We start from the raw sequence: 24168 nt of genomic DNA on the forward strand, positions 1-24168 counted from the left end.
TTTAAGAGTATTTCCATTGTATTCTATTCCTACTGTAATATCTGCTGGACTTACTCTATTAAAATCAGCTTGTTCCTTATCTAAAATAGAACTTATATCTCCAGTAACATTTAAAGTTAATGTTGGATCATTTCCATCATCAAAATCAAATGTAAGAACCACTTGTCCTTTTGGTAATTTAGCTAAGTAGCTCTTGCTTAATACTACTTTTCCGCCAACTATTGTATAATCTTTTCCTTTTTCTAAAACTTTATCTCCATTTTTAACTGCAAGAAGTTCATTTCCGTTATATTGTACATCTACTGTAATATCCTTTGGATTTGTTCTGTCTACATCAGCTGTAGTTGGAGTAATTACTGAATCTACTATATGTGTTTTAATAACTGTTACTTTTAAGTCAGCATCATTACCTTGGTTAAAGTCAAATGTGATAACTGCATCTCCTTTTGGTAAAGTCTTTAAGAAGTCTTTGCTTAATACTACACCATCAGCAGTTACTGTATAATCCTGTCCTTCTTTTAACACTTTATCTTTATATTTTATTGCAGTAAGAGTGTTACGATTATATTCTATATTTACTGGTATATCAGTTGGTACATTTTTATCTTCTGTAGCAACCTTTGGATCTATTACTGAATCTATTATTGGAATTGGACCTTGTCCAAATATTACTTTTCCATCCACTTCAGCGACAACATTTTGCCATGCTGCTGCTCCATTTGCATTGAATGAGAAGTCGTTTGATTGATCAAAATTACTCCAATTTTCTTTAGAAATTCTTGTTTGAACAACCATTTCTTGTCCTGGTTCAAGTGTTCCAGACGCATCATCAAATCCAATTTCTAAATAAGTATTTGTAGTAGTACTACCATCCGCTGCTGCAAACGGATTAATTGTTCCTTTTACATTACCTGTTAATCCTCTATAACCTCCAGTTGTTACTGCTGCATAATCACAGAAGAAGTTTTCCTTTTCATCTCCATCAGAATTATAAAAATACTTTAATTTTAAATCTGATAACTTTACTGCTTTATCAGAAGAATTTTTCACCTTAAATGTAGGATTTAAAGTATTTGTAGAAGTTGCTGTAGTACCATTAATTGTATCTACTGTAACATTACCAGTTGGAGTTCTAGGTTGATCTGGATCTTGTGCTGGATCTTGTGCTACATCTTTACTTGGAATTACTCCACTAACTTGTTGATCATTTACAAATACTACTGTCTTATCTGTGCTAGTATAACTAGTAGCTGAATTGAATGAGTAGTCATTGCTTTGATTCAAGTTTGACCAATCTTCCTTAGCAAATCTTCCTTGTATTTCAACAACTCCCCCAGCTGCTAATTTACCTGCTTCACTACCAAATGAAATTTCAAGGTAATGATCAGCACCTTCTTTAGGTTGATCCATCTTTACAAAGCTTCCTGATACATTACTTGTAATTCCAGTATAATTGTATCCTTCTATCTTTGAAGCACTATCACAATAAAAATTCTCTGCTTTTTCGCCATCTATTGTATAGTAATATCTTATCTTTACTTGTGAAAGATCTACATCTTCACTTCCTGTATTAGTAATCTTATACTTTGTTGCTACTCCATTTGTAGTCTCTGAAGTATTAGTATTAAACATTTGTACATCAACATTATTGCCTTCTTTGGCATATGTTGGATAACATTGCATTGTTATCGATGCAGATAGCAATGCTGCAGTAATAAGTGAGCAAACTTTTAATCTTTTCATTTATATTTCCCCTCCCAAAATTTGAAAAAATCTATATTAAACATATAGTGATTTTTTTACATTTCACTATATTATTTAAAACCTTTATATCTTACATTCCATATTATTACACTACCTTTTCCTCTATTTCTACACTATTTCCTATATTGCCCTTTTATCTTCGCGGAATAGATATTTTCCGTAATAATTAGATTAAGACTAACTTTCGTCATTTTACGAAATATTTAATTGATTCAATTGCTCTTATAGCAAGTCAAATAATTCAAATAAATCAGCTACATCTATTGTTCCATCTTTGTTTACATCTGCATTTCTAGTATTTATAGAACCTGCATCTTTTCCAAGAATATATCTTTTCAATGCTATTACATCTGACATAGATAATTCACCATCTCCATCTACGTCACCTCTTAGTTCTTTACTTATATCCCCATAAATAGCACCTAACCCATTAGTAGCTATATAAACTCTTCCATAAATCCTTGGATCTCCTGTAATGTCTGAATTTGCAACTCCATATTGATGATTATCATCATTTATTCTTGTCCAAGTTTCACCTTCATCATCTGATCTAAAAATTCCACGAATACCATTTATTTTTGCATTGCTGTAAAGTGCCATATAGTCTTTTCCTTCAGCAGCTTTACCAAATCCAATGGTTTCTGCAGCTTCAACTCCAAGTACCTTTGTGAAACTATTTCCAGAATCTTTTGAGTGCCATAAGCCATTACCACTACCTGCAATCCATACTTCTCCTTCCATTCCTGGAACAGCTTTGAACTTACCATCTTTAGGTAATCCTGTTGCGGCTGTTTTAGCAAATGTCGCTCCAGCATCAGTACTTACATAAAACTCTCCATTTACAAATCCATAGAATTTCTTTGGATTTACACGATCTGATGCTACTTTAGCTCCATCAGGCAAGCCACTAGTTTCAATCCATGAACTACCATTACTTGTTGAATAATAAGCTTTTTTAGTTCCAGATCCACTTGGGCTCCAAACCACTACCGTTGCATCTGCTGCTGCTGCAACAGTTCCACCAGCTTCTTCACTAATTCCAGGGATATCTTGTCCTGAGAACCAATTATGTCCTCCATCATAAGAGAATGCACAACCTTTTGTAGTACTCTTTTTATCCTTAGAAACATTTCCTGATCTTACTACAAAGTTTGCCTTTGTTTCAGCATAATCTATGCTACATGTATTAAAGTTTGGTGTATTCATCATTGTCTTTGGAACTGTTGTTAAGTCATCATGAACAAAGCCGCTTACATCTCCCATACCAGTAATTAAATGTGCTGTTCCTGATGAAGGACTTGCCAATGCTAGTACATTTTCTTCTTCAATACCTGTTGCTTTTACATCTATATCAATCTTTTCTCCTTTATCCCAATTAGTAAGATTATCACTACCATAAAGTGTAGCCCCAGTACCATACATCATCCTATCAGAATTAAATGGGTCTATAGATACCCCGCCAGTCATCCATCCAAGCTTTGGATTTATTTCTGGTACTTGTGGAACAGTTCCCCAATCTAACCATGGTGCTTTTGAAATATCTTGCTTATAATAAAGTTTACGAGTTGGATATCCATCAAACTCCCATATTGGTTTCCAATTTTCTCCTCCATCTGTACTACGGAACATCTTAGTATCAGGCCACCATGAGTTCATACTAGCAACTACTAATGTTTTTGGATTTTGGGAATCTACTGCTAATCCGCCATAACCAAAATAATCATCATCACTACTTGAAGGTACTGGGCTTATATTTTTCCATTCGCCATTCTTAGTATTATATCTCCATAAATCTCCTCTAGTTCCATCATAAGGTCCACAATCATTACTATATGTAATATAAAGATTTCCATCTGATGATAAAACTCCATGATATGGCAAGAATGCTCTTGGCTTTTTTTGCTTTGTCTTTTCATCCATAGCTATCCAGCTTGGTTGATTTGATAATGTAGGTTGTCCTTCTACCGCGTTCCATGTCTTTCCGCCATCTGTACTCTTATAAATACTTTGTTTTGTATCTGCTACACCTACATATATAGTTTGAGTAGTATTTCCTTTAGTTCCTGTAGTTGGATCAAATGTAACCCATACTACCCCTATTTGGTCATTACAATTTGGATCACGATAATCACCAACATTTTCAAATGACTCTACTCTATTCCATGTAACACCATAGTCTTCACTCTTCCACAGACCATTACCATTACGAGCACCAAGATAAAGTATTCTATTATTATTAGGATCTATTACTAATCTCTCCCCCATTGAACGTCCTGGCATATTTCCACCTATTTTAAATGGCAAATCTGTCTTCTCCCAAGTATCCCCTTTGTCTGTAGATCTTAAAATTGCACCATTTCCTGCCCAATCATTAGTATATGTTCCTGAAGCTATATATACTCTATTTGTCTCAACAGGATCTGTAGCTAAGCTTTCACAGCCAAGTAAATTCCAATTATCATAACCTATCCAGTCTGACAACCCAATCCATGAACTAGTTTTCGAATCCCATCTATATGCTCCACCAATATCTGTTCGTGTATATATTAAATCTTTTTCACTTTGGTTAAATATAATAGCTGGTATATAACCGCCACCCGCTCCAGTATTCACCTTATTCCATGTATAAGGCGTATTATAATTTGGTACAGGATTTTCAGAAGGTCCTGTACTTATAGCTAATGCATTAGTTGTAGATACCATTGACCCCACTACTAGAGATGCAATTAGCGTACACAGTTTTTTATTCATCATTTTTCCCCCTCTAAACTGTTTTTTTTAATCTTCTCACATTTATTGTATATTTTTCTACATTTTTTCATGAAATGTATTATAAAAATCGTCAATCCCTCTTAAAATTAAATAGATTATTTATATTGACAATTTACGATGGAATATTTCTTCTTTAAGATATTCACACAAAAATGAATATTTGTTCTTTTGTGAATATTCAAAATTTTTACCAAAATCATCTTATATGCACATTTTCTCACAACCCATTCCTATTTTCTACCATTTTTCACGAAATATCCCTACCTTGTCGTCAACTATGTTTACAATAAAAATAAACGTTTACGATTAAAATTTTGACTTTTATGATATCGGTTACAAGTTGGCATGAAATTTGTTTTCATTTTATTTTTTTATTAATCCATGTAAAAAATAGTAAAAAAATAAACATAAATATAAAGAAATTTATATTTATGTTTTATAAGCTTATAAATTATCTCAAATTTTAAAATCACTAGGATCATTATCTCTAGCTTTAGGTTCCCCAAAAACTGATTTAACACTTTCTGCTTGTGGATTATGTTTTAACTTTTTCTTTCTTATTTTATAACTTTCATCCATTTTGTTACTCATAGACATCACCTCCATAATATAATGTCCACTTACACTCTTTTTATTCTTAAACCTACAAGAAAAAAAGATGAAATTATTTCAAATAATAATTTCATCTTTTTTAATTTAACTTTTAGTTTTCACTAATAACAATTCCATCATGAGTTACACTAGCTTCTCTATTAGCTGGAAGTTCAATAATCTTTTCATCTACCTTTTTAAAGGCAACTGATAACATTAGTTTAATTCTATTAAGCTGATTTACTGCTGATGCCCCTGGATCATAATCAACTGCAACTATATTTGCAGTTGGATATTTTGCTTTCAATGCCTTAATCATACCTTTACCAGTTACATGATTTGGTAAACAAGCAAAAGGTTGCATGCATATTATATTATCTGCTCCACTTTCAATAAGCTCAATCATTTCAGCCGTTAAGAACCAACCTTCACCAGTTTGATTTCCAAGTGAAAGTATTGGCGATGCCATCTTACCAAGTTCAACTATATGTTTTGGTGCATGGAATCTCTCAGATGCATCCAATACCTTTTTCATAGTTTTTCTGTAACTCTCCATATAACTAATAGCAAACATATAAATATTTCTATTCAATCTACTAGCACCTAAGTTTTTAAATTTGAACTCTTCATCATATGCTGAATAGAAGAAGAAATCCATCAAGTCAGGCATTACCGCTTCTGCTCCTTCTGCTTCAATAATATTAACTACATCATTGTTTGCTGTTGGATGGAATTTGACTAATATTTCTCCAACTAAACCTACTCTAGGCTTAACTATATCTAAACATTCAAGATTATCAAACTCTTCAACAATCTTCTTCATATTAGCGTTAAATTCCCTCTTACTTCCATTTTGGACGTTAGCCTTAGCTATTTTATTCCACTTTTCATGAAGAGCATTAGCTGAACCTTTCACCTTTTCATATGGCCTAGTTCTATAAAGTACTCTCATAAATAAATCTCCATAAATAAGAGCCATAAGAGCTCTTTGAACAAGCTTCAACGTTATCTTAAATCCAGGTTGTTTCTCAAGACCAACAGTATTAAATGAAAGTATTGGAATTTGTTCAAATCCAGCTTCTTTAAGTGCCTTCTTTAAGAACCCTACATAATTTGTAGCTCTACACCCTCCACCTGTTTGTGTTATTATTACAGAGGTATTATTCAAATCATATTTTCCTGACTTTAATCCGTGAATAATTTGACCTACCACTATTATAGAAGGATAACAAGCATCATTATTTACATACTTTAAACCCTCTTCAACAGCTTCAGTATCTATTGATGGAAGAACTTCAAGATTGTAACCACAAGATCTCACAGCTGCTTCTATAATATCAAAATGAATTGGAGACATTTGTGGAGCTAAAATAGTATGAGTTTTCTTCATCTCTTTTGTGAATACTGGATTCTTATATACTATTTCTTCTACATGTGGCTCATAACCATTTCTTTCTCTTTCTTCCATAGCAGCTTTTAATGATCTAATCCTTATTTTTGCTGCTCCTAAATTGTTACCTTCATCAATTTTTAAACATGTATAAATTTTCCCTCTTGATGCTAGCAATTCAGCTACTTGATCAGTTGTAACAGCATCAAGCCCACATCCAAATGAGTTAAGTTGTATAAGTTCTAAGCAGTCATTCTTAGAAACAAAATTTGCTGCTCTATATAATCTTGAATGATACATCCATTGATCAACTACCCTTAATGGATTATCTAATTCTCCTAAATAAGCTATGCTGTCTTCTGTTAATACTGCCATATCAAAAGAAGTAATTATATCTGGTATACCATGATGTATTTCTGGATCTACATGATATGGTCTACCTGCTAGTACTATACCTTTTTTCCCAGTTTTCTTTAAATATTTAATTACTTCTCTTCCTTTTTCTCTTAAATCTTTATCAAAATTATCTCTTTCAATATAAGCTTCATTTACTGCTTTTCTAGCTTCATCCTTAGACACATTAAAATCTTTAAATTCTTCTACAATTCTTGCAGCTAAGCCATCTTTGTCTTCTAATGATAAGAATGGTTCCATAAACTTAATATCATTATCTTTTATTATATCCATATTATTCTTTATTACTTCCGGATATGAAGTAACCATTGGACAATTATAATGATTATTGGCATCATTAAACTCTTTTCTTTCATAAGGAATACATGGATAAAATATTGTTTTTATTCCTCTATTTATAAGAGACATAATATGTCCATGGGAAATCTTAGCTGGATAACATGCTGATTCTGATGGTATCGTCTCTATACCAAGCTCATAAACCTTTTTACTTGAAATAGGTGATAGTTCAACTCTAAAGCCAAGATTTGTAAGTAAAGTAAACCAGAATGGGTAATTTTCATACATATTTAACACCCTTGGAATACCTATTATCCCTCTTTTCGCTTCTTCCTTCTTTAATGGAATATAATTAAACGTCCTTTTTAACTTATATTTAAAAAGATTAGGGACTTCTTCCTTAGTTCTTTCTATTCCTAAACCTCTTTCACATCTATTTCCTGATATAAATTCTTCATCTGTAGAGAATCTATTTATTGTCAATAAGCAGTTATTTCCACAAAGTCCACATCTTCTAAAATCAGCTTTCATTGTAAAACTATCTATCTTCTCTCTACTTAGCAAACTAGACTTATTCCCTTCAACATATCTCTCCTTAGAAATTATAGCTGCACCAAAAGCTCCCATAATACCTGCTATGTCTGGCCTTATAACTTCTCTTCCTGAAATAATTTCAAAACTTCTAAGTACTGCATCATTGTAGAAAGTACCACCTTGCACTATTATTTTCTTACCCATTTCCTTTTCATCTCTTATTTTTATAACCTTAAACAGAGCATTCTTAATAACTGAGTAAGATAATCCAGCAGAAATATCTGAAACTTGAGCCCCTTCTTTCTGAGCTTGTTTAACTCTAGAGTTCATAAACACTGTACATCTTGAACCCAAGTCTACTGGAGCTTTTGATGTTACTGCCGCTTTAGCGAAATCCTCAACTTTCATATTTAAAGACTTTCCAAAACTCTCTATAAACGATCCACACCCTGATGAACATGCTTCATTTAACAAAATGGAATCTATTACTCCATCTTTTATTCTTAAGCATTTCATATCTTGTCCACCAATATCTAAAATAAAATCTACTCCAGGTAAGAAATAATCTGATGCTTTATAGTGAGCAATAGTTTCAATTTCTCCAATATCTACATGTAACGCCGATTTTATTAAAGCTTCCCCATATCCTGTAACAGTAGAATTTACTATTTCCACTTCTTCATCTAATTTAGAATATAAATCCTTTAGAACCTCTATGACTTTATTTAATGGATTTCCTCCATTACTTCCATAATAATTATAAATTATTTCACCTTTATCATTTATCAATACAACTTTAGTGGTTGTAGAACCTGCATCAATCCCTAAGAAGGCTTTTCCTTTATATGTTTCTATATCCCCCCTTTTAGCTTTTGCTTTACTATGTCTTTCAGTAAAAACTCTATACTCTTCTTCATTTTGAAATAGAGGATTAAGTCGTTCTACACCTTCATCACTTATGTCTATAATTTTTTTAACTTTTGAAACAAGATTTTTTAATTCTATTTCTTTTGATTTTCTCGATAATAGTGCTGCTCCATATGCAACAAATAATTGTGAATTTTCAGGGAATACTATTTCATCCTCTGTAAGTTGTAAAGTTTCTATAAATCTTTGTCTAAGTTCCGATAAGAAAAATAAAGGCCCTCCTAGAAATGCCACCTTTCCTCTTATTGGTTTTCCACAAGCAAGTCCACTTATTGTTTGATTTACTACTGCTTGTAATATAGATGCTGCAATATCTTCTGTTTTTGCTCCCTCATTTATTAAAGGTTGTACATCTGTTTTTGCAAAAACTCCACATCTAGATGCTATTGGATATATAACTTTATAATTTTTAGCCAAATCATTAAGTCCTGAAGCATCTGTATTTAAAAGCGCTGCCATTTGATCTATAAATGCACCTGTACCCCCTGCACACGTACCATTCATTCTTTGCTCTATGCCACCTTTAAAGTATGTAATTTTAGCATCTTCTCCACCAAGTTCAATAGCTACATCTGTTTCTGGAACTAATTCTTCTACCGTTCTAGTACATGCTATTACCTCTTGCTCAAAGTCTACATCCAACCATTTAGAAACAGAAAGGCCTCCTGATCCAGTAACACTTACTGTAACCATAGCCTCTCCCACACTGATATAAGCTTCTTTTATTAATTCTATTATAGTACTTCGTATATCTGAAAAATGTCTCTTATACTGACTGTATACTATATTTTGGTTATAATCTAATACAACAACTTTAACTGTTGTAGACCCAACATCTAATCCTACACTATATCTTTTCATTCATACACCTACTTATATATTTTATGACTACTTATATTATAACGTTTCTTTCATGTTTTTCAAGTTTCACATTATATTTTAAGAATGATTTAAACTTTCCACAAACAGTAATAACATATGTTTTTCATGTATATAATATAACAGCTATGTCTATAATCATAAGGAATAAATTTCTATTTTGAATAATATTTAAGGAGGGCATATGAGCTTTTTTAATGAAGGTAATAAACTCTACAATACACAAGACTATAAAAGGGCTATTGATTGCTATAAAAAAGCTATCAAAACAAAAGATAATGAAGCTTGTTCATATTACAATTCTGGAGTTTGCTTCATTAAATTGAGAGAATACGATAATGCAATAACTATGATAAAAAAAGCTCTTCAATTACATAAAGAGAGCAAGTATTACTTTAATCTTGGATATTGCTATGCTATGAAAGAAGATACTAATAAGGCTCTAATCAATTTTAATATTGCATGGGCACTTAATAATGAAGATACAGATTGTGAAAAAGCCATAAAGCTTATTACTTCTCGTATAGTAAAAAAATAGGAGAGTTCTACTAGAACTCTCCTGCTACATTTTTAGTCTTATATTCTTTATTAAAATTCACACTATCAAAATAGTTTCCTGCTGGATAAAAAGTAGAATCCGCATTAATCCATTTACCTTCTTCTCTAATATAAACTTGATTCCATGAATGACTTATATATTGGGTACCATTAAATGCCTCTCCTATTATGATTCTACTCTTAAGCCCAACTGCCTTTGCCATAGCTGTATAAAGACATGCATAATCAAAGCATATTCCCTTTCTATCCCTAAAAGCAGGTATTGCTCCACTTTCATACTTAGTTGTAGTTTGACTCATAACTTTATCAGCTTTTAAATCATCATATACTATATTACTTCCAACCCAATTATAAATGCTCTTTGCTTTTTCTCTATCCCCATCATCTCTTTTTGTAATTTCCATTGCCATATTATCTATTTCACTATTTGACTCGATTCCTTTATCTATTGTAACTCCATTATAATAATATACTTTATTGTTGGAAACACTTTCTAATATCCCATTTGAAATATTTTCTATTTTACTCTCATCAATTATTCTCTCTAGCTTATTATATGCTGCCAAATTATCAAGTACATTTATTCGTCTACTATTTGGTACAATACTATTATATACTAACAAGGAAATGCATAGTAAGACTATAACTACCATACCCCTTATAGCTCCAAATATACTTGAAAATACAACTAGAAAAGTTTTACTTATATTAAGTTTCTTTATTGCATTATTTAAAGATAGAGAATTTATTAATTTAAGAACAGCCTCTATTAGAAATTTTATTATTACAAAGACTGCTATTAATACTAAAATTCGAACTATTCCACTATTTACTATACTACCAGAAAAATATTTATTTAAAATATTACTTGTTTCTAAACTTAGCCTTTCATATGAACCAATAATAACAAAAAAAGCTATTATTGTTGAACATCCTGATAGAATAGGTTCTATTGCTTCTCCTAAATCATCACTATGTAAAACTCTACTTATTGTAGCAATTATGGAGATTATTATTATTCCTAAACATAAAATCATTTGAATATCAAAATTCATATATCTTCTCCTTTAATTTATATCCTCCATATGACACACTTCTTGAACCACTTCTTTAGCTATGGAATACTTATATCCTTTTCCCACCAAAAATCTACATAACTTATTCCATAACTTATATTTATCATTCTCTCGTTTTATAAGCACTAAATATTTCTTTGTTGCTAACTCTACAGCTATATTTCGCTCTTCATCCATATCAATAGAATTTAGTTCCTCTTCAATCAAATCACTATCTATCCCTTTTCTTAACAATGCATACTTTATTTTTTCCCTACCTTGACTTTTAAGCCTATCTTTTATGTACATTTTCATATAAGATTCATCATTTATAAAATTATATTCTTTAAGAAATCCTAATACTTTTATTATCTCTTCTGAATCATATCCCTTTTCCCTTAACTTTTCCTTAATTTCTTTTTCTGTCTTATAACTTCTCTCAATTATTCTAAGTGCAGTTTCTTTACATTTTAGTAAATTTTCATTTTTAGATAAGTTATGGAGTTTTTCTTCATCAACTTCTAAATTTACTTTTAAACCTTCCCTATAAACAAGTTCTGCATTTACTGCAAAAGCATATCTATCATCTAAATATATGTTTACCCTATCTTTATTCCTCTTTTGAGTTTCTATCCTTGTTATTTTAGCCATACTTTAATTACTCCTTAGAAGATTTTAAAACATGTATTGTCGGTTCCTTTAAAACAAGTTTTGATACTTCATATATTTTCTCCTTATTTAGTTTGTTCAACTCATCCATATCTTTAACAAATTCAAATATATCCTCATCTTCAAGTTCTTGATGAAGTATATAATTACATAATTCTGATGAATCTTCCAAAGTTGATATAACTGCTGTTTTATGAACCTTCTTCATTATATCCAAATCTCTATCACCAATTACTACCTCACCCTTAACTATGCCATTTAATGTTTCATCTATTGCCTTAATTGTTTCATTAACATCTTCATCTGAAACTGCTGTATATATATATAGTGTTTTTATATACTTTGTCATATCTAGCTGGGTATATATATCATATGCTAATCCTCGTTTTTCTCTAATTTCTCTAAATAATAACGAATTAGAACTTTCACCCAGCCTATGATTTAATATTCTTAGAGGTAATTCATATTCCTTGTCTAAATCATAAAATGTATACAAATATACTATTGTACTTTGTTCCATATCATTTTTATAATTTATTATTTTAACATTTGCATTTTTTTCTTGATCTACTATTGGCTCCTTTACCTCTTCCCCCTGCCAAGATGCAAACTTTTCTTCTATTAGCTTTTTTGCTTCTTCGTGTTCCATTGAAGAAACTACAGTTATTAAACTATTCTTTGGGCTATAATATTTACTATAAAACTTAACAATATCTTCTCTTCTAAAATTCTTAACTTTTTCTTCTATACCAGTAACATCATATTTCAAAGGACTTGTCTTAAATGCTACCTCATTTACTTTTTTAAAACTCAAATCCTCTACATCATCTTTACTCGTTCTTATTTCTGCTAGTATTACTCCTCTTTCTTTTTCAATTTCTTCCTCTAAAAAATTTGATGAAGTAATCATATCTCCAAGAAGTTCTATACCATTTTTTAATTCTTCACTTAAACAACTTATTGTATAAACAGTAGAATTATATTCAGTATATGCATTATATTCCCCACCTAACGATTCCAGCTGATAATTCAACTCTTCATTATTTCTATTTTTTGTTCCTTTAAAAATCATGTGTTCAATAAAATGACTTATACCTTTTTCATCCAAAGTTTCATTTATAGCTCCCACTTTTATTCCTATGTTAATTGAAGCAATATGTGTATCTTTTTTTATAGTTAAGATTTTTAATCCATTTTCCAAAATATGTCTCTTTACATCGAAATTTAATTTCACCATTCAAAATCTCCTTTTTATATAGCAACTTTAAATATAATCCTTTTCTAACTACTTTACAATAATATTATTATATTCTTCTATTTTATATCTTGCTACTTTTATATATAATAATATTAAGTACCCCTTAAATTTGAAATTTAATTTTACCTAGAAAGGGAGAGATTATTATGAAAAAATCTATACTTATAGTTGAAGATGAATTTAGAATAAGATTTTTAATTAGAGATTACTTTTTAAAAGAAGGATTCACAATTTATGAAGCTGAAAATGGAGAAGCTGCTTTAAATATATTTAAAGAAAATAAAATTGACCTTATAATTCTAGATATAATGATGCCTGTTATGGATGGGTTAACTCTTCTTGAAAAAATTCGTGAGGTTTCTACTCTTCCAGTTATACTTCTGACTGCTAAAGATCAAGAAGAGGATAAACTTCAAGGCTATGATATCGGTGCTGATGATTATGTTACAAAGCCTTTCAGCCCCAAAGTACTAGTTGCTAAAGTTAAAGCACTCTTAAAAAGAACTAGAGAAGATATAGACTCAAGTTCTCAAGACTATAACGGACTTGTAATCAATAAGCTTTCAAGAGAAGTTAAGATAAATGATATTCCATTATCACTATCCCCAAAAGAATATGAATTATTAGTATATTTAACTGATAATGAATCAATAGCCTTATCTAGAGATCATATTCTAGATAGTGTTTGGGGAATTGATTATTATGGTGATATCAGAACTGTAGATACTAATGTAAAAAGATTAAGAGAAAAACTTGGTGACAAATCTAATTATATTGTAACTGTTAGAGGTAGTGGCTATAAATTTGAGGTGCATTAATAATGAAGCATAAATTATCACATAAACTATTCTTTATTACTCTAGGCCTATTGGTAACATTAATGGCTACAACTTTAATTTTTCAAATATTCTTCTTTCAAGGATTCTATGAAAGAAGAAAAAAAAATATTTTAACTCAAGAAATCAATAAGTTTAAAAGTATTTATTCCTATAATTTAGATGATGATAACGTAGTATCTAGAGCAATGAAATCCTTTGAAGAAAATACAAATTCTAAAATTGCTATATTTTCTTCAAATGGTGATATAAAATATCTTGCTGATAAATATAATAACGATTCTTATGATGTTAATGTACTAAAAGCATTTTATAGTTACGCAGTAACTGATCACGATTTACTACGCAAAATATTATCTATAGATAATACTCAAATTATATATTATGATGATAAATTTTCCGGAGATAAAAAAATAGGTGGCGTCTCTGCAATGTCCATAAATTCACCGAATGATTCTCTGATAGTATCTGTAACATCTATTCAGCCTATAAAAGAAGCTTCTGATGCTATGAGTGATTTTTATATATATATTTTTATAGGATTTGCAGTTATTTCAATTTTTCTATCATCACTTTACTCAAATCTTATTTCAAAACCTCTTATTAAAATAAATAATGTGGCTCTAAAAATGAGTAAAATGAATTTTGATGAAAAATGTACAGTTAACAGAGAAGATGAAATAGGCAGTCTTGCAAACACTCTAAATTTTCTTTCCACAAATCTTGATGGTGCTTTAAAAAATCTTCAAGAGAAAAACAAGAAACTGAAAGAGGACATTGAGAAAGAACGTAGCCTAGAGCTTATGAGAAAAGACTTTATAGCTTCTGTTAGCCATGAGCTTAAAACTCCTATAGGAATAATTGAAGGTTATGCCGAAGGTATAAAGGACGGCATAGTATCTGGTGAAGATTCTCTTATTTATCTTGAAACTATAATTGATGAATCAAAAAAAATGGGTGTTCTAGTTTCTAACATGCTTGAACTTTCAAAATTAGAAGCGGGAGTAATTAAACCTAAATTCGAAACATTTAATATAAACAGACTAATAAACAAGGTAATAACTAAGCATTCAGTTAATGCTGAAGAAAATGGATTAAAAATAGTTTTCAATGAAAACACACAATATTCCTATGTCTCTGCAGATTCTTTCCAAATGGAGCAGGTATTAACTAATGTAATCACTAATGCTATTAAATATACTCCAAGTGATAATTATATTGTAGTATCTATATCCGAAGAAAAAGATTTATATAAAATTTCAGTTTTAAACAAAGGTGGATATATAGATCCGAAAGAACTTGACAAGCTCTTTAATAAATTCTACAGAGTGGATAAGGCCCGACAAAGAAATACCAATAGTACCGGTCTTGGTTTATCTATAGTTAAAAATCTACTTGAACTACATAATTTAAAATATTCTCTAGAAAATACTGAGGATGGGGTTGAATTTAAATATTATATTCCTAAAATTGAAGAAGAAAATGATTAAAGCTAAAGGATTAATTGAATCTTGTCTTATAATAAGACTTTTTCAATTAATCCTTTTTTTAAATATATGATCCATCTACCTTAATAACTTGCCCTGTAATATAACTCGAATCACTACTGCATAAAAACACTGCAGTTTTTCCTACTTCTTCTGGTAATCCAAATCTTCCTATTGGAATTTCCTCTTCTAGTTCCTTCCTATCTTCTACAGTTAGAAATGCATTCATTTCAGTATCTATAACACCTGGAGCTATTGCATTCACTCTAATATTTGATGGTGCCATCTCCTTAGCTAAGGCTTTTGTAAATAGGTTTATTCCTCCCTTTGATGTTGAATACGTAACTTCACATGACGCCCCAACCTCTCCCCACATTGAAGATATATTAAGAATTACACCACCTTTTCCAATCATATGTGGAATTGCATGTTTTGTTAAATACATAGGGCCTACAAGATTTGTATTTAATAATTCCTCTATTTCATCCTTACTTGCATCCATAAATAATCCTATCTTACTTTTAGCTGCATTATTAATTAATATATCTATTTTCCCAAAATGCCTCAAGGTTTCATCCACTATTTCCTTTGCCCCTTCAAATGTGGATACATCCTTTTTTATCACATATGCAGTTATCCCTATTTTTTTAAGTATATCCATAGTTTCTTTTGCTCCATCATCATCTTTAGAATAATTTATAGCAATAGAAGCTCCTTCTTTTCCAAGTTCTATAGCTATTGCCCTGCCTATTCCTCTCGAGGACCCTGTAATGATAGCTACTTTACCTAATAATTTACTCATCTTTTCATCCTTTTCCCTATCTTAAAGTTTCTTTAAATAATCTTAATGCATTTTTATAATATATTTTTTCTATTTCTTCATTTTTAAATCCCTCGTTTTTAAGAGCTATCTCTAATTTATTAAACTCAGATGCATCCTTTATTTCAACTTCATTCTCTATTCCGTCGAAATCACTTCCTAGAGATATAACATCTATACCTCCAACATTTCTAATATGCTTAATATGTCTAACCATATCTTCTATTAATGATATCTGACTTTTTCCTATAAATTTGGAGCAAAAATTAATTCCTAAAACTCCACCCTTATCTGCTAACAATTTAATCATTTCATCAGTTAAATTTCTTGAATGGAGTGTCTGTTTTCTGCTATTAGAATGAGTTACTATAAACGGTTTTTTACAAACTTTTATTAAATCATAAAACCCAGCATCCGATAGATGTGAGGCATCTGGAAGAATACCTAGCCTCTCCATCTCTAATACCATCTGCATTCCAAATTTCGTTAAGCCTTTATCTTTATACCTAAATCCATCATTTGGATACCCAAAAGAGTTCTTATAATTCCAAGTAAGTGTTACAAATCTTATTCCCTTTTTATAAACCTTCTCTACATTTTCAATATGTTTCCCTAAAGCTTCTCCTTCTTCAATAGATAAAAATGCTCCTATCTTCCCTTTTTTCTCTATTTCATTAAGTTCAGTTAAATTTGTAACTAATTCTATATCCTCTTTATTTTCTTCTAACTCTTCCTTAAATTTATTATACATTACTTCAAATTCACTCATAGTATTATCTATCTTACCTGCATCTATGAAAAATGCAAACACTTGAGCCAAACACTGACCCTTTCTCAATTTACCTATATCAACCTTGAAGTTATTCTTTTTCAACCCTTCATGTTCATATAAAATTCTACTGGCTGTATCACAATGTAAATCGATATATTTCATAGCTTCACCTCTATTTTTTATATTATATCCTTATTAAGGTTAATTTCAACCTATTTTTTATCAATAATTAATTTACTTTATTTTACAAATATTGAATTTTATTCATAATAGTGCTATACTAAAAAAAATACTTAAGATAGGTGGTGGGCTTATTGTACAAAATAATTACTATTCCATGTGGTAATGTAAATTGTTATTTAATTGAAGGTAATAATTTTGCCATTTTAATAGATACAGCTAGAGAAAAATATAGAAAACATCTATTAGAAAGACTAGAAAACTATAATATCATACTGATTATTTTAACTCATGGTCATATCGATCATACAGGAAATGCAGCTTTTTTGGCCAAGCATTTCAACGCAAAAATTGCAATGCATTCTGACGATTATAAACTATCTAAAAATAATTCTATTAATAATATCTATTCAAATTCTTTTGTAGGTAGTATTTTAAAAAAAGTTTCTTTATGGAATTTCAAAAAAACATCTATTGAAGAATTTGAACCTGACTTGTTTTTAACTGATGATCAATCTCTTAAGGAATTCGGAATTGACGCAACTATAATTCATATACCTGGTCATACTAAAGGTTCTATCGGAATTCTTATTAATGATAATGAATTAATAGGAGGAGATATCTTTATGAACTTTTTATATCCATCAGAAGCTCTTATAGCAGAGGATATAGATATGCTTCGGAAAAGTATTAAAAAAATTGAATTACTAGACTTAAAATTAGTATACCCTGGCCATGGAAGGGAAATTACTTCTGTAAAAATTAGCTTCTAAAATTTTTATATTATTAAAAAGACTATCACAGAATAAGTATATAATTATTCTGTGATAGTCTTTTACCCTTAGTATAAAGGATGCTTTTCACAAAGCTCTAGAACTTTAGTTCTTAATCCATCTAAGTTTCCATCTTTGTTTTTAATCGCTTCATCTATTATCTCTGCAACTACCTTCATATCATCTTCTTTAAATCCTCTTGTAGTTACAGCTGCTGTACCTATTCTAACTCCAGATGTAACAAATGGACTTCTTGTTTCATTTGGAACTGTATTTTTATTAAGAGTTACACCTATTGAATCAAGTAAATTTTCAGCTTCTTTACCTGTTATATCCTTATTGTTTAGATCAACAAGAATCAAGTGGTTATCTGTTCCTCCTGATACAAGCTTAAATCCTCTTTTAGTTAATTCTTCTCCAAGTGTTTTACAATTCTTAACTACTTGAGTCATATATTCTTTGAAACTTGGATCTAAAGCTTCTTTTAAACAAACGGCTTTTCCTGCAATTACATGCATCAAAGGCCCGCCCTGCATACCTGGAAATATATTTTTATCTAAGTCTTTAGCAAACTTTTCTTTACATATTATTAATCCACCTCTAGGTCCCCTTAATGTCTTATGTGTTGTTGTTGTAACAAAATCAGCATATGGGACTGGTGAAGGATGTACCCCGGCTGCAACAAGTCCAGCTATATGAGCCATATCCACCATAAAGTATGCACCTACTTCATCTGCAATTTCCTTAAACTTTTTAAAATCAATAATCCTAGAATAAGCACTTGCTCCAGCTACTATTAATTTTGGTTTATATTCTAAAGCAAGTTTTCTAACATTTTCATAATCTATTACTTCTGTTTCCTTATCAACTCCATAAGAAACAAAATTGAATAACTTCCCTGAAAAATTAACTGGTGAACCATGAGTTAAATGTCCACCATGGCTTAAATCCATCCCAAGTACTGTGTCTCCTGGATTTAGTATTGTAAAATATACTGCCATATTAGCTTGTGACCCTGAATGAGGCTGAACATTCGCATGTTCTCCGCCAAATAGTTTTTTAGCTCTTTCTCGTGCTATTTCTTCTATTTCATCAACTACATAACATCCACCATAATATCTCTTGCCTGGATATCCTTCAGCATATTTATTAGTTAGATGAGAACCCATAGCTTCCATTACTGCCTCGCTAGTAAAGTTTTCTGATGCTATTAATTCTATTCCATTTTGCTGCCTTTTCAATTCTTTTTCCATTAATCCATAGATTTCTTCATCTATCTTTGATACATTATCAAAATTCATTTATGCCACCCCAATTACTCTTTTTAATCAATTATACGGTTATTTACTACAATTATCAACTAGTTTTTATATAATAATTTATTTACTTATGCTATAATACATAAGTAATTTATTTATAGTCTAGGAGGTCTTTATGGATTTGAATAAACTCCTAAAGGTTGCTACATTTGCTGGAAAGATAATGCTCGAAAGTGGTGCAGAAACCTATAGAGTAGAAGAAACCATTTGCAGAATTTGCTTATCATTTGGTGTAGAAACGGCAGATAGTTTTGTTACTCCAACTGGCATAATGGTTTCTATTTCTGACAATAACGAAACATTGTCGTTAATTAAAAGAGTAACTTCAAGGGGGGTTGATCTTAACAAAATAGATAAAGTTAATGATTTATCTAGATTACTTCAAGATAACAAAAATAATACTGGCATCGAAGACTTTTATGAGTCCCTTTTAATAGTTAACAAAGGAGATAGATATTCCGTACTAACTACTTTAATATTTTCTTCTATTGCTGCTGGTGCATTTTCTTATCTTTTTGGCGGCGATATAAAAGATTTAATCTCAGCTACATTTGTAGGGCTAATAATTAAGATAATAACTAATTATTTCGAAAAGTTAGCTATTAACGAATTTTTTATTAACTCAATAGGTGGAGGAATATCTGCTCTTCTCGCTATCATATTATTTACACTTGGAGTAGCCAGTCATATAGATAAAACAATAATAGGTGCTATAATGCTTTTAGTACCTGGATTAGCTATCACAAATGCCATTAGAGACACTATAGCAGGTGATTACTTAGCAGGAATAACAAAAGCTTCCGAAGCATTTTTAATAGCTATTTCAATTGCCGTAGGTACTGGTGCAGTACTTAGTTTTTGGATTAACACCTTAGGAGGTTCTATTATATGATTATAGAAACTTTAACTGCAATCATTGCCTCAATAGGTTTTGGAATTATTTTTAATATTAAAGGAAAAAAACTTCTCTTTGCTTCCTTAGGCGGAGGCTTAAGCTGGTTCTTTTATTCTTTAGGATTAGAACTTGGATTTTCAGATATATTTTCCTTATTTATATCATCTATTTGTTTTAGTATTTATTCAGAGATTTTCGCTAGGCTTCTAAAGACTCCCGTTACCACTTTGGTAATATGTTGTCTTATACCTCTTGTTCCAGGGGCTGGCATGTATAACACTATGTATGAAGTCATTACTGGAAATATTACAAGAGCATTAGAACTTGCTATAAATACATTATCTAGTGCAGGAACTTTAGTCTTAGGAATTATTTTTGTATCTACAATAACTAGACAATTAAAAGTAATCAAAAAAATAAAGAGAAAGTAATGGCCTTATCTAAAATAGACTTACTTTCTCTTTAAATTTTAAATAGCAACCACTTACAAGTATTTATTTCATACTTTAACTGAAAAATCTTCTCGACTCCATTTATAATACCAGTACAAGTAAATATATGCATAGGGTTTCCAGCCAATCTTTCATTTTCTCTTTTCACAACTTTCTCTATTTTAACTATTATAAAAACTTCACTATCCTCTTCTATTCTAAATTTTATTGGATTAACCTTACCACATTTCTCAAACCAAGCTACCATTTCTATAGGTTTTGCTACTACTTTCATTCCAAAAACCTCCTATAAAACACTACCCATAAAAGGATAATCTACTTCTCCATTTCCACTTATTAAAGGATTTAATCCTGAATTAATGAAAGTCGACCTCAAAACCGAATTATTTCCAAACCTTTTTCTTATATCGTCCATAACTTCATCTAGTTTCCTACTTTTATCAATATCTTTTTCTTCAAATAATGATCCTTGATAAAAATCTTTATCACAAAAATCTGAAACCCTTACTCCAAGTTGTCTTATGCCCTCCCCTTTCCAACAATAATCAAAAGCACATTTTATTTCTTTATATATTATTTTAGTACAGTCTGTAGGAATATTAAGTTTTCTTTGATGTGAATAAGTTTTAAATTCTTTATTCTTAATAGATACAGAAACTAAATTACATATATTTTTACTATTTCTAAGTCTCATAGCCACATTTTCAGTAAGTGATAACAATATTTTATATGCATCTTCCTTATTATCAACATCATAGGAAATTGTAGTAGAATTTCCTATACCTTTGATCTCTAGATAATTTTTATCTCTAACTTCTGATCTATCTATTCCGTTTGCATATTCATAAATTACTCTTCCATGGCTTTTAAATACATTTGTAAGTATTTCCAAATCATAATTTGCTAAATCTCCAATTGTATATATATTAAGTTTCTTTAACTTCAAAGCAGTTTGCTTACCTACCATAAATAAATCCTCCACTGGAAGAGGCCACATCTTTTTTTTAATTTCTGAAGGGAATAATGTATGGATTCTATCTGGTTTTTGAAAATCTGATGCCATTTTCGCAAGCAATTTGTTATTTGATATACCTATGTTAACAGTAAATCCAAGTTCATCTTTAATTCTTTCACTTATCTCTTTTGCCTTTTCATAATAATTATTCTTTGCATGGGTAACATCCAAAAAGCACTCATCCACCGAATATCTCTGTATTTTAGGAGAATACTCTTTTAAAAGTTTAACCATTCCATCACTACATCTTATATACAATTCATAATTCGGCTTATAAACTTTAAGTTCTGGACACTTTCCCATTGCTTTAAATAAAGGCTCTCCTGTATTTATTTTATACTTTTTAGCCAAAATTGACTTAGCTAATACTATTCCATGCCTGTTACTTATATCTCCACCAACTACAGATGGTATATTTCTTATATCTATCTCTTCACCTTTTTGAATTTTACTTACAGCAGTCCAGCTTAAATATGCCGAATTAACGTCAATATGGAAGATTATTTTATCACTATCCATAATTGCACATGCCTCCCTATAATTATATATCTATATAAATTATATAGAACACATGTTCTGTTGTAAAGTAAAAAATAAAAGTAAGTATATAATTCTTACTTTTACTAACAATATAGATTACTTAATAAATGTATTAATTGTTTTCATTAGTTCTTTTAACTCTTCTTCATTTTCCTTATTATCCTCTGTTGAAAGACAGTTGCAAGCATAATTTTCTATCATAATAGATCCAACCTTATTAATAGCTGATCTTATAGCTGATATTTGTACCAATACATCTTTGCAACAAATATCATTTTCCACCATCTTTTGAATTCCTTTTACCTGACCTTCAATTCTCTTTAATCTATTTAATATATCTTTATTTTTGTCAGCTTCATCCATAAATACACCTCCTAAATACCCATAGGGGTATATTTATAGTTTACCCTAAAAAAAGAAATTATAAAAGTTCTATTTATAAAAGAACTTTCTCATTAGAATTACTTCTTTAATTGAGATAGTTCTTTTATCTATAAATCCAATTATTTAAATTATTGCACTTTATCCTTTAGCAAACTCATCATTGCCTTTAGAATGAAAATCTTTTTCCCATGCTTCATCTGCATATGTCTTAAAATCATCTGATAGCTTATTTAGTTTTTCTTGGAATTCCTTATCATTAAGCATAGCTTCAGCACTTTTATCAGTTGGATGAGCCTTTACCTTCTTTGCTACTTCTCTTATTACATTAGGATTATCAATCATCATACATGGCCTTAACATATTCTTATTATATGGTTGTCTTACTCTTAATTCTTTAAATAACTCTCCTCTAAATACATCTATTAATTTTTTGTTTTTTACATTATCTGCTGCTATATGTGCAAATATACAAGGTTCTACATCTCCGCTTGAATTAATATGACAATAATACTTACCTGCTATACACCCACCAACATATGGAGCATCATTGAAGAAATCTATAGCAAAATAAGGTTTAGTCATCCTTATGTTCCTTACTCTTCTCCCAAGCTCAATCCTTTGCTCAGGCTTTAACATATTTTCTATGTTAGGTTTTTCACCAACTGGCATATAAATAAAATACCAACTCATTCTTGAGCCCTTTTCAATTAACATATCTATGAACCTCTCAGACGAAACAGTATCTATATTGTGAGTTGTAGTTGCTGATGACACTCCAAACGGAATACCTCTAGTTTTTAAAAGATCCATTCCATTCATAACTTTATTAAATACCCCTTTACCTCTTCTATCGTCTGTTTCTTTTTCAAATCCTTCTAAAGAAAACATAGGCATAACATTACCTAGTTTAGATAGTTTATCCGCTATATCATCATTAAACAAGGTTCCATTTGTAAATGGTGTAAACATAACATCATTATATTTTTCATAAATTTTATACATATAGTCAACAAAAAAAGGTTCTCCTCCTAATATGACCATATAATGTATTCCTAAGTCTCGTGCTTCTCCAACTATCTTATCAACCTCTTCAAAGGATAGTCCTTGATCTTTAGGATAATCTGCAGCATAACATCCCGAACATCTTAAATTACACCTCATAGAAGGACTAAGTAAAATTACAAATGGAATTTTTGTATTCTCTTCATCCAACCACTTTTGCCTTTTTTCAACACCATTCCAAATAGCATTAGCAAGGAAATTTTTAAAAAACTTTTGAAGGCAATTAGAATTAGTATTTGCTAATATATCTTGTATCTCATCTTTTACAGTTGGAATCTCATTGTAATAATCCTCTATGTTTTCTACCGCCATCTTACTATAGTTATCCTTGGCTAGCTTCTTTGCTACCGAAAATATCTTATCTACGTTTTTCTGTGGGTTTTTCTCCAAAACTCTGCATACTTGTCCTATTATTGCTTCTCTACTACCTTTTTTTATCCCTTCTATTATACCCATAGTAATTTCCCTCCATTCTGTTTATAATATGAAGTCATTTTCTATACTATGTATATTCCAATTTATCTTAAATAAACCTTATAAATA

At 30.3% G+C, this 24168-nt stretch carries 20 protein-coding genes; 6 read left to right on the plus strand and 14 right to left on the minus strand.

The annotated features are described in order from the left end of the window. The 4 genes from FAY47_RS01425 to FAY47_RS01435 all read right to left on the minus strand — a co-directional run. A partial coding sequence (locus FAY47_RS01425; protein WP_279232030.1) for a X2-like carbohydrate binding domain-containing protein occupies window positions 1-1743 on the minus strand: 1743 nt, incomplete at its 3' end. A 243-nt stretch (window positions 1744-1986) separates the two neighbouring features. Further along, on the minus strand, window positions 1987-4515 hold the full coding sequence (locus FAY47_RS01430) for a dockerin type I domain-containing protein (RefSeq protein ID WP_143314613.1): 2529 nt from the start codon (window positions 4513-4515) through the stop codon (window positions 1987-1989). Between the two features lie 477 nt (window positions 4516-4992). Further along, window positions 4993-5127: a CPC_1213 family protein gene (locus tag FAY47_RS21110; RefSeq protein WP_279232031.1), complete on the minus strand. Its 135-nt coding sequence runs from the start codon at window positions 5125-5127 to the stop codon at window positions 4993-4995. A 112-nt stretch (window positions 5128-5239) separates the two neighbouring features. Next, on the minus strand, window positions 5240-9532 hold the full coding sequence (locus tag FAY47_RS01435) for a 2-hydroxyacyl-CoA dehydratase (protein WP_143314614.1): 4293 nt from the start codon (window positions 9530-9532) through the stop codon (window positions 5240-5242). Window positions 9533-9734: 202 nt separating this feature from the next. Between FAY47_RS01435 and FAY47_RS01440 the strand changes: the two genes are divergently transcribed. Beyond that, window positions 9735-10088, plus strand: coding sequence for a tetratricopeptide repeat protein (locus FAY47_RS01440; protein WP_143314615.1), 354 nt, complete (start codon window positions 9735-9737; stop codon window positions 10086-10088). A 10-nt stretch (window positions 10089-10098) separates the two neighbouring features. On the opposite strand, the gene FAY47_RS20770 is transcribed toward FAY47_RS01440, so the two are convergent. Genes FAY47_RS20770 through FAY47_RS01455 form a run of 3 tightly spaced genes read right to left on the minus strand, consistent with a single transcriptional unit; the run spans window position 10099 to window position 13069 of the window. Next, entirely contained in the window at window positions 10099-11163 is a 1065-nt protein-coding gene (locus FAY47_RS20770) for a transglutaminase domain-containing protein (RefSeq protein WP_243129505.1), read from the minus strand. A 12-nt stretch (window positions 11164-11175) separates the two neighbouring features. After that, complete coding sequence (recX, locus tag FAY47_RS01450) at window positions 11176-11814, minus strand: recombination regulator RecX (RefSeq protein WP_143314616.1); 639 nt, start codon at window positions 11812-11814, stop codon at window positions 11176-11178. A gap of 7 nt (window positions 11815-11821) precedes the next feature. After that, window positions 11822-13069 carry a pitrilysin family protein gene (locus FAY47_RS01455; RefSeq protein ID WP_143314617.1) on the minus strand — a complete coding sequence of 416 codons (1248 nt, stop codon included), beginning with the start codon at window positions 13067-13069 and terminating at the stop codon, window positions 11822-11824. Window positions 13070-13236: 167 nt separating this feature from the next. Between FAY47_RS01455 and FAY47_RS01460 the strand changes: the two genes are divergently transcribed. Both FAY47_RS01460 and FAY47_RS01465 read left to right on the plus strand, forming a co-directional pair. Then, window positions 13237-13908 (plus strand): response regulator transcription factor, encoded by a 672-nt coding sequence (locus FAY47_RS01460; protein ID WP_143314618.1) that lies wholly within the window; start codon window positions 13237-13239, stop codon window positions 13906-13908. A 2-nt stretch (window positions 13909-13910) separates the two neighbouring features. Further along, on the plus strand, window positions 13911-15416 hold the full coding sequence (locus FAY47_RS01465; RefSeq protein ID WP_143314619.1) for a HAMP domain-containing sensor histidine kinase: 1506 nt from the start codon (window positions 13911-13913) through the stop codon (window positions 15414-15416). Window positions 15417-15474: 58 nt separating this feature from the next. On the opposite strand, the gene FAY47_RS01470 is transcribed toward FAY47_RS01465, so the two are convergent. Then, a complete protein-coding gene (locus tag FAY47_RS01470) occupies window positions 15475-16215 on the minus strand; it encodes an SDR family oxidoreductase (RefSeq protein WP_143314620.1) in 741 nt (246 codons plus the stop codon). 16 nt (window positions 16216-16231) lie between these two features. Further along, on the minus strand, window positions 16232-17167 hold the full coding sequence (locus tag FAY47_RS01475) for a dipeptidase (protein WP_143314621.1): 936 nt from the start codon (window positions 17165-17167) through the stop codon (window positions 16232-16234). Window positions 17168-17319: 152 nt separating this feature from the next. On the opposite strand from FAY47_RS01475, the gene FAY47_RS01480 reads away from it, so the two are divergent. Further along, window positions 17320-17958: an MBL fold metallo-hydrolase gene (locus FAY47_RS01480; protein ID WP_185966683.1), complete on the plus strand. Its 639-nt coding sequence runs from the start codon at window positions 17320-17322 to the stop codon at window positions 17956-17958. Window positions 17959-18026: 68 nt separating this feature from the next. Here FAY47_RS01480 and glyA read toward each other — a convergent pair whose 3' ends face one another. Continuing rightward, complete coding sequence (gene glyA, locus FAY47_RS01485; RefSeq protein ID WP_143314623.1) at window positions 18027-19259, minus strand: serine hydroxymethyltransferase; 1233 nt, start codon at window positions 19257-19259, stop codon at window positions 18027-18029. 133 nt (window positions 19260-19392) lie between these two features. Between glyA and FAY47_RS01490 the strand changes: the two genes are divergently transcribed. Both FAY47_RS01490 and FAY47_RS01495 read left to right on the plus strand, forming a co-directional pair. Beyond that, window positions 19393-20169: a threonine/serine exporter family protein gene (locus tag FAY47_RS01490; RefSeq protein ID WP_143314624.1), complete on the plus strand. Its 777-nt coding sequence runs from the start codon at window positions 19393-19395 to the stop codon at window positions 20167-20169. Continuing rightward, entirely contained in the window at window positions 20166-20603 is a 438-nt protein-coding gene (locus FAY47_RS01495) for a threonine/serine exporter family protein (RefSeq protein WP_143314625.1), read from the plus strand. The genes FAY47_RS01490 and FAY47_RS01495 overlap by 4 nt, the downstream gene beginning before the upstream one ends. Window positions 20604-20634: 31 nt before the next feature. On the opposite strand, the gene FAY47_RS01500 is transcribed toward FAY47_RS01495, so the two are convergent. The 4 genes from FAY47_RS01500 to FAY47_RS01515 all read right to left on the minus strand — a co-directional run bounded on the left by FAY47_RS01500 (window position 20635) and on the right by FAY47_RS01515 (window position 24081). Continuing rightward, the gene (locus FAY47_RS01500; protein ID WP_143314626.1) at window positions 20635-20898 is read right to left on the minus strand and encodes a hypothetical protein; all 264 of its coding nucleotides are present in this window, start codon (window positions 20896-20898) and stop codon (window positions 20635-20637) included. Between the two features lie 12 nt (window positions 20899-20910). Further along, window positions 20911-22158 carry a DNA polymerase IV gene (locus FAY47_RS01505; protein WP_143314627.1) on the minus strand — a complete coding sequence of 416 codons (1248 nt, stop codon included), beginning with the start codon at window positions 22156-22158 and terminating at the stop codon, window positions 20911-20913. Between the two features lie 117 nt (window positions 22159-22275). After that, window positions 22276-22542 carry a metal-sensitive transcriptional regulator gene (locus tag FAY47_RS01510; RefSeq protein ID WP_143314628.1) on the minus strand — a complete coding sequence of 89 codons (267 nt, stop codon included), beginning with the start codon at window positions 22540-22542 and terminating at the stop codon, window positions 22276-22278. Window positions 22543-22701: 159 nt separating this feature from the next. After that, window positions 22702-24081 (minus strand): radical SAM protein, encoded by a 1380-nt coding sequence (locus FAY47_RS01515; protein ID WP_143314629.1) that lies wholly within the window; start codon window positions 24079-24081, stop codon window positions 22702-22704. Between the last annotated feature and the right edge of the window lie 87 nt (window positions 24082-24168).

This window comes from Clostridium sp. HBUAS56017, assembly GCF_007115085.1.
GTDB lineage: Bacteria > Bacillota > Clostridia > Clostridiales > Clostridiaceae > Clostridium > Clostridium cibarium.

Bases quoted from the DNA above. Each gene is read 5' to 3' on its own strand.
- FAY47_RS01430 (WP_143314613.1), bottom strand. From the start codon at position 4,515: ATGAATAAAAAACTGTGTACGCTAATTGCATCTCTAGTAGTGGGGTCA.
- FAY47_RS20770 (WP_243129505.1), bottom strand. From the start codon at position 11,163: ATGAATTTTGATATTCAAATGATTTTATGTTTAGGAATAATAATAATC.
- FAY47_RS21110 (WP_279232031.1), bottom strand. From the start codon at position 5,127: ATGAGTAACAAAATGGATGAAAGTTATAAAATAAGAAAGAAAAAGTTA.
- FAY47_RS01475 (WP_143314621.1), bottom strand. From the start codon at position 17,167: ATGAAATATATCGATTTACATTGTGATACAGCCAGTAGAATTTTATAT.
- FAY47_RS01495 (WP_143314625.1), top strand. From the start codon at position 20,166: ATGATTATAGAAACTTTAACTGCAATCATTGCCTCAATAGGTTTTGGA.
- FAY47_RS01515 (WP_143314629.1), bottom strand. From the start codon at position 24,081: ATGGGTATAATAGAAGGGATAAAAAAAGGTAGTAGAGAAGCAATAATA.
- FAY47_RS01500 (WP_143314626.1), bottom strand. From the start codon at position 20,898: ATGAAAGTAGTAGCAAAACCTATAGAAATGGTAGCTTGGTTTGAGAAA.
- FAY47_RS01440 (WP_143314615.1), top strand. From the start codon at position 9,735: ATGAGCTTTTTTAATGAAGGTAATAAACTCTACAATACACAAGACTAT.
- FAY47_RS01455 (WP_143314617.1), bottom strand. From the start codon at position 13,069: ATGGTGAAATTAAATTTCGATGTAAAGAGACATATTTTGGAAAATGGA.
- FAY47_RS01510 (WP_143314628.1), bottom strand. From the start codon at position 22,542: ATGGATGAAGCTGACAAAAATAAAGATATATTAAATAGATTAAAGAGA.
- FAY47_RS01490 (WP_143314624.1), top strand. From the start codon at position 19,393: ATGGATTTGAATAAACTCCTAAAGGTTGCTACATTTGCTGGAAAGATA.
- FAY47_RS01435 (WP_143314614.1), bottom strand. From the start codon at position 9,532: ATGAAAAGATATAGTGTAGGATTAGATGTTGGGTCTACAACAGTTAAA.
- FAY47_RS01470 (WP_143314620.1), bottom strand. From the start codon at position 16,215: ATGAGTAAATTATTAGGTAAAGTAGCTATCATTACAGGGTCCTCGAGA.
- FAY47_RS01465 (WP_143314619.1), top strand. From the start codon at position 13,911: ATGAAGCATAAATTATCACATAAACTATTCTTTATTACTCTAGGCCTA.
- glyA (WP_143314623.1), bottom strand. From the start codon at position 19,259: ATGAATTTTGATAATGTATCAAAGATAGATGAAGAAATCTATGGATTA.
- FAY47_RS01460 (WP_143314618.1), top strand. From the start codon at position 13,237: ATGAAAAAATCTATACTTATAGTTGAAGATGAATTTAGAATAAGATTT.
- FAY47_RS01505 (WP_143314627.1), bottom strand. From the start codon at position 22,158: ATGGATAGTGATAAAATAATCTTCCATATTGACGTTAATTCGGCATAT.
- recX (WP_143314616.1), bottom strand. From the start codon at position 11,814: ATGGCTAAAATAACAAGGATAGAAACTCAAAAGAGGAATAAAGATAGG.